The 6726-nt window shown below is 63.1% G+C and carries 7 protein-coding genes; all 7 read right to left on the bottom strand.

Annotated features, from left to right (window positions below; all coding sequences use genetic code 11):
- The coding region (locus EOA75_RS26450) for a heavy metal translocating P-type ATPase (protein ID WP_164747570.1) at positions 1–970 on the bottom strand (970 nt) is incomplete at its 3' end.
- Positions 967–1482 carry a FixH family protein gene (locus EOA75_RS26445; protein WP_127325538.1) on the bottom strand — a complete coding sequence of 172 codons (516 nt, stop codon included), beginning with the start codon at positions 1480–1482 and terminating at the stop codon, positions 967–969. The genes EOA75_RS26450 and EOA75_RS26445, both read right to left, overlap by 4 nt.
- On the bottom strand, positions 1479–3038 hold the full coding sequence (gene ccoG, locus EOA75_RS26440; RefSeq protein WP_164747569.1) for a cytochrome c oxidase accessory protein CcoG: 1560 nt from the start codon (positions 3036–3038) through the stop codon (positions 1479–1481). The genes EOA75_RS26445 and ccoG overlap by 4 nt, the downstream gene beginning before the upstream one ends.
- A 176-nt stretch (positions 3039–3214) precedes the next feature.
- Complete coding sequence (gene ccoP / locus EOA75_RS26435; RefSeq protein WP_127325536.1) at positions 3215–4078, bottom strand: cytochrome-c oxidase, cbb3-type subunit III; 864 nt, start codon at positions 4076–4078, stop codon at positions 3215–3217.
- 2 nt (positions 4079–4080) lie between these two features.
- Positions 4081–4230: a cbb3-type cytochrome c oxidase subunit 3 gene (locus tag EOA75_RS26430; RefSeq protein ID WP_127325535.1), complete on the bottom strand. Its 150-nt coding sequence runs from the start codon at positions 4228–4230 to the stop codon at positions 4081–4083.
- A gap of 10 nt (positions 4231–4240) precedes the next feature.
- Positions 4241–4972 (bottom strand): cytochrome-c oxidase, cbb3-type subunit II, encoded by a 732-nt coding sequence (gene ccoO / locus EOA75_RS26425; protein WP_127325534.1) that lies wholly within the window; start codon positions 4970–4972, stop codon positions 4241–4243.
- A gap of 10 nt (positions 4973–4982) precedes the next feature.
- Positions 4983–6593 (bottom strand): cytochrome-c oxidase, cbb3-type subunit I, encoded by a 1611-nt coding sequence (gene ccoN / locus EOA75_RS26420; protein ID WP_127325533.1) that lies wholly within the window; start codon positions 6591–6593, stop codon positions 4983–4985.
- Between the last annotated feature and the right edge of the window lie 133 nt (positions 6594–6726).

Here is a 6726-nt window from a genome sequence, read left to right as displayed (position 1 = left end):
GATTGAGAGTGCCGGCCTGAACCCGCTCGCCCGAGCCCACGGTCCTCGGCTTGCTCTCCCCGGAAACCAGCGCGCAGTCGAGGTCCGAGGTGCCGCGCAGAACCATGCCGTCGACAGGGATGCGTTCGCCCGCGGCGATGAGCAGATGCATGCCCGGCTCGATCTCGCCGACCGGCAGATAATCGCGCGTGGCGTCATCGCGCAGGACGATGGCGCCGCGCGCGGCCAGCCGGGACAGGCCATCCACGGCAGTGCGTGCCCGTTCGCGCATCACGTGGTCCAGCGTGCGGCCGATCAATAGGAAGAACAGCAGCGAAACGGATGCGTCGAAATAGGCGTGATCTCCGTGGTTGATGGTTTCGTAGAGGCTCATTGCATAAGCCAGCGAGATTCCGACCGCGATCGGCACGTCCATGTTCATGCGGCCGTGGCGCAATGCATTCCAGGCGGAACGGAAGTAGATGCCGCCGGCGAAAGCGAGGGCGGGAATTGCGATCAGCGCCGACACCCAATGAAACAGGTCGCGCGTTGCGCCTTCGGCCCCCGACCAGACCGAGACCGACAGCAGCATGATGTTGCCCGTGGCAAATCCGGAGACGGCGACAGCCCGGATCAGTTGCGACAAGGTCTTGTCCTTCGTGCCGGTCTGCGGGTCGAAGAGGTGCGCCTGGTAGCCGAGGCGCGCCAGCGTTGCGAAGAAAGGCGGAACTTCGGCGCCGCGCCAGCGGATCGACACGCGTCTGGTCGACAGGTTGACGCGAGCGCCTTCGACATGTTCCAGCTTTGCCAAGGCAGTCTCGATTGTCTGTATGCAAAGGGCGCAATGGACCGCCGGCACGGAGAGATCCGTCTGGCAAAGGTTGTCGCCCAGGAACCGGCTTGCCAGCCGGATCTCGGCGCTGGATGGCAGCACCGAGGCGGCGTCGCCGAAATCGAGGGCCATTTCGGCACCCGGCGCGCAACAGCTCATCTTAGCGCTCCCTTCGAAACGATGATGCGGCGGACGTCGCGATAGGGCTCGACAAGGCCGGCCTCGGCCTCGATCTCGACGATCCAGACGCCATCCTTGGGCGTGTGCCGCGCGGCATATTCCGCTGTCTTCGCGGGACCGCCTGCGGACGATGCGGTGAGCGTGACGGCCTGGTCCTCAGCCTCATACGCCGGATGGCGAAACAGCACCCTGACGCGGTGCAGCGGCACCGGCTTTCCGTGCCCATCGACAAGACTGTAGCGGACGTCGCCCCCGGCTATCGTCAAGCTGCCTTTCCAGCCAAGCGCGGCCGGGGCTCGTCCTTCCCAGGCCCTGCCGTTGAACTGCTGGCTGGCGACATAGGTGTTCTCCACGACCAGACCGGTCCAACTCCTGTGGGCGAACGTTGCCATGGTCAGGTTCACGCCGATCACGACCGCGAAGAAGGCGAGAATGGAGATCAGCATGTGCCTGCCGGTGAATTCGCGCGGCTTTTGCGTATCGATGCTCATTGGCCCTTCTCCGGCGCGTTGAAGCTGGCGGTGTATTCGGCGGATTCGGCGCTTGCCTTGTCCTCGATGCGGAACTCGAAGTTCTGCACCGGCTCCTTGATCAGCTTGGCCGGCCGGCGGACGAAAACCTTGAGCATCTTGAGCCGATCGGGTTCGACCGGAATGGCAAAGCTGCGGCTCGCGGGCTGGTCTATGCCGACGACGCTCATGTCGCCGCCGTCGAGCCCCTGCAGGGTGACTTCGATCGTCCTCGGCTCGGGGATCATGTTGAGCAGCTTGACGGTGTAGCCGTTGCGGATCGAGCCATCCGAAAGCGTGACGAACTGCGGATTTCGGTCGTGCAGAACGTTCAGCTCCAGCCGCTCGCGCGTCAGCAGCGAGTAGACCAGGACCAGGCCGATCGCGGACCATGCACCGAGATAGATGAAGGTGCGCAACCGGAAGATCTTGCCCAGATGGAAATGCGCCAAGCCGTCGACAAAGTCGCCGCTGGCGGTCCTGACGAGCGCCGGGTTGACCGGGCTGCTGCCGCCGGCCGTAGCCACCGCCATGTTGGCATTGTAGTCCGCCAGCGTCGCGTAGGAGATCAGCCCGCGCTCGCGACCGAGCTTGTCCATGACGCCGTCGCAGGCGTCGATGCAGAGCGCGCAGGTGATGCACTCGAGCTGCTGGCCGTCGCGGATGTCGATGCCCATCGGGCAGACGGCGACGCAGGCGTTGCAGTCGACGCAATCGCCGACCGGCTGGCCGGCGGCCACGACCTTCTTGGCATGGCGCGAACGCGGTTCGCCGCGCCAGTCGTTATAGGTCACGGTCAACGAGTTTTCGTCGAGCATGGCGGCCTGAATGCGCGGCCACGGGCACATATAGGTGCAGACCTGCTCGCGCATCAGTCCGCCGAAAACGTAGGTGGTGGCGGTCAAGACGGCGATCGTGACATAAGCGACAGGCGCGGCCGTGCCGCTGAAGAGTTCGCCGAGCAGTTTCGGCGCATCGGCGAAGTAAAAGATCCAGGCGCCGCCGGTGGCGGCTCCGATGATCAGCCAGATGGCATGCTTGATCGTACGCAGGACGAGCTTGCGAGCCGTCCATGGCGTGGCGTCCAGCTTGATGCGGGCATTGCGGTCGCCCTCGATCGCGCGTTCCACCACAAGGAACAAGTCCACCCAGACGGTCTGCGGGCAGGCATAGCCGCACCAGGCCCGTCCGACGGTCGATGTCACGAGGAAGAGGCCGACGCCTGCCATCATGAGAAGGCCAGCGACGTAGTAGAATTCCTGCGGCCAGATCTCGATGAAGAAGAAATAGAAGCGCCGGTTCGCCAGGTCGATGAGAACGGCCTGGTCGGGCGCGAAGGCGCCGCGGTCCCATCGCAACCAGGGCGTCAGGTAGTAGATGCCGAGCGTGATCGCCATCACCAGCCATTTGAACTGGCGGAAACGACCGGAGGCGCGTTTCGGGAAGATCTTCTTGCGCGCGGCATAGAGCGGCTGTCGCGTCTTTGCGGAGTTGACCGCTTCGGCCTCGAGCCGTTCTACCTGCGTCTGATCAAGCACATGCATCTCCAACGCGGCGCAGGGACGGGTGCCGCCTTCGTCGATCAGTCTTGCCGCATGGCCCGCTGCAGCGCGTTGATGCAGGTCAAGAATCTGCCGATCGAAGATGAGTCGAGGCCCGGCAGGGCCGGGCCTCGTCGCTTGCACGGCCAAGGGCCGAGAATAGGCCCCGCTTCCTATTCCCCGCCGCCAAGCGAATGGACATAGACCGCCAATTCCTTGACCGTCGTCTCGCCGAGTCGCCCGGCCCAGGCAGGCATGACGCCGTGTTTGGGAGCGCGGACCTGAGCCGCAATGTGGCTCTCTCCGGACCCGTAGAACCAGATCGCGTCGGTCAGATCGGGCGCGCCGAATTCCTTGTTGCCCTTCGCATTTTCGCCATGACAGGCCACGCAGTTTTCCTTGAAGACCTTGGCGCCCGGCTCGACCAGGCTTGCGTCCTGAACCTGTCCCGACAAGCTCGCCACATAGGCGCTGACCTGCCTGATCTGATCCGCCGTGACGACATCACCGAAGGCCGGCATTTCGGACTGCCGGGTATCGGGGTCGGAGGCGAAACGGATGCCGTGCATGATGGTCTGCTGAATCTGCTCTGCTGTGCCGCCCCACAGCCATTCGTCGTCATTGAGATTCGGGAAGCCCTGGGACCCCTGGGCGCCAGAGCCGTGGCACTGGACGCAATTGACCTTGAACGCGGCGCCGCCGGCTGCGACCGCGAATTCGCGCAAGGCATCGTCGCCGGCAATCTCGGAAACGGTCTTCGCTTCTATCGCGGCGACATATTTCGCCTTGGCGGCTTCCGCAGCGGCCATTTCGTTCTTCACGTCGTTGCGGCTCGAAAAACCCAGCACCCCTCGAGTGGCGGAACTGATCATGGGCCAGGCCGGGTATGCAATCGTGTAGGCGGCTGCCCAGGCGATGGTGATGTAGAAGCAGATCACCCACCACCGCGGCAGCGGATTGTTGAGCTCCCTGATGCCATCCCACTCGTGACCGGTCGTCGGAATGCCCGAGACGTCGTCGATATGCTCGTTGCTCATGATCAGTCGTCCTTGAGTGGAATGCGTGCGGCCTCGTCTGCGTTCAGCCTGCTGCCCGGACGGAGCGCGAAGGCGACGCAGCCGACGAAGAACAGCGCCATGGCGAGCAGGCCCCAACTGTAGGCGAACTCCCGCATCAGGTTGTAATCCATGGATCCCTCCTCAGCGGTAGCCAGCGGCTTCGTCGTAGGTCTTGAAGTCGACAAGGGTGCCGAGCATCTGCAGGTAGGCGACCAAGGCGTCCATTTCCGTGACCTGCTGCGGATTGCCGTCGAAGTCGCCGATCTTGGCTTTCGGATAGCGCGCCTCTAAGCCCGCAGTGTCGGCATCGGGATCGGCCTGTGTCATCAGGTCGGCATTGGCGTTGGCGATCATGTCGTCGGAGTAGGGAACGCCGACGCGCCGGTTCGCGACCAGATGCGTGGAGAAGTCCTTCACCTCGATCGGGGTGTCCTTCAGGAAGGCATAAGCGGGCATGATCGATTCCGGCACCACCGAACGCGGGTCGGCAAGGTGCTGCACATGCCAGCTGTTGGAATAGCGGTCGCCGACGCGCGCCAAGTCGGGTCCGGTGCGTTTCGATCCCCACTGGAAGGGGTGGTCGTACATCGACTCGGCCGCGAGGCTGTAGTGACCGTAGCGCTCGACCTCGTCCCGGAAGGGGCGGATCATCTGGCTGTGACAGAGATAGCAACCCTCGCGGACATAGATGTCGCGGCCGGCAAGCTCGAGCGGCGAATAGGGTCGCATGCCCTCGACCTTCTCGATCGTGTTGTCGAGGTAGAAGAGAGGCGCGATCTCGACGATGCCGCCGATGGTCACGACCAGAAGGGACCCGACGAGAAGAAGCGTGGCGTTCCTCTCGATCAGCGCGTGTTTGTCCATCAAGCGCATGTCTGGCTCCTTATTCGGCAGGCTGGAGGGCGGGCGCGGAGCCCGGCAGGGTTTGCTCCTCGCGCTGGTAGCCGAGGATGGTCATGGCGATATTCCATGCCATGATCAGGGCGCCGGCGAGGTACATGGCGCCGCCCGCGGCGCGCATGACGTAGTACGGGTGCATTGCGGCGACGGTCTCTGCGAAGGAGTAGACGAGGAAACCCTGCTCGTCGTACTCGCGCCACATCAGGCCCTGCATGATCCCCGAGACCCACATCACGGCGGCGTAGGCGACGATCCCGAGCGTCGCCAGCCAGAAGTGCCAGGTCACCAGCCGCATCGAATAGAGCCGCTGACGGTTCCACAGCTTCGGCACCATGTAGTAGATGGCGCCGAACGAGATCAGGCCGACCCAGCCAAGCGCGCCCGAATGGACGTGGCCGATCGTCCAGTCCGTGTAGTGGGACAGCGAGTTGACCGCCTTGATTGACATCATCGGACCTTCGAAGGTGGACATGCCGTAGAAGGCGATGGCCGCGACCATCATGCGGATGATCGGATCGGTTCGGATCTTGTCCCATGCCCCGGAGAGGGTCATCAGGCCGTTGATCATGCCGCCCCATGAGGGCATCCACAGCATGATCGAGAACACCATGCCGAGCGTCTGGGCCCAGTCGGGCAGGGCGGTGTAGTGAAGGTGATGCGGGCCCGCCCAGATGTACAGGAAGATCAGTGCCCAGAAGTGGATGATCGAAAGACGGTAGGAATAGACCGGCCGGTTCACCTGCTTCGGCACGAAATAGTACATCATGCCGAGGAACCCGGCGGTGAGGAAGAAGCCGACGGCGTTGTGACCGTACCACCACTGCGTCAGCGCATCCTGGACGCCGGAGAAGGCCGAATAGCTCTTCGATCCCAGGAATGAGGCCGGCATCGAAAGATTGTTGACGACGTGCAGCATCGCGATGGTGACGATGAAGGACAGGTAGAACCAGTTCGCGACGTAGATATGCGGCTCCTTGCGCTTCAAAATGGTGCCGAGGAAGAGCAGGAGATAGGCGACCCACACGATGGTCAGCCAGAGGTCGACATACCATTCAGGCTCGGCATATTCGCGGGATTCGGTGATGCCGAGCAGATAGCCGGTCGCAGCCATGACGATGAACAGCTGGTAGCCCCAGAAGACGAACCAGGCCAGATCGCCCCCGAACAATCGGGCGCGGCAAGTGCGCTGCACCACGTAGAGCGAAGTGCACAGAAGCGCGTTGCCGCCGAACGCAAAGACGACACCCGATGTGTGAACGGGGCGCAGGCGGCCGAAATTAAACCAGGGCGCGACGTTGAGGTCGGGATAGGCGAGCTGAAGCGCGATAATCACGCCGACCAACATGCCGACGACGCCCCAGAACATGGTTGCGATGGCGCCGTAGCGGACCGGACCATCCATGTAAGCCTCGGGGTCAACCGGCGTCGCCGGCTTGAAATCCGTGTGGCGCAACAAGATCACAGTGAAGCCAGCGACAATGAAGAACAAAACCCACATGTGCTGACGAAAAGGTTCGTCCACGCCGAAGCCGGCGGCGACAAGCGCCGCAAAAGCAAAAAGGCTCAGAAGAACGATCTCCGTGCCAAATCTCATCGCAAGTCCCCGATCTCGAATTCCGGCGGATGCCGACGCCCGTAATTCCGCAATCGGAGACCGTCGGCCTTGATTTAAGTCAAAGCCCTGTCGTTTCGGTTTGGGCAGCCTCGAGCCCGGTTCGATCAGGAGG

It is taken from the genome of Mesorhizobium sp. M1A.F.Ca.IN.022.07.1.1, from assembly GCF_003997575.1.
Taxonomy (GTDB): domain Bacteria; phylum Pseudomonadota; class Alphaproteobacteria; order Rhizobiales; family Rhizobiaceae; genus Mesorhizobium.
Note: the sequence above shows the minus strand (reverse complement) of the source record. Positions and strands in the feature narration are given on the sequence as shown.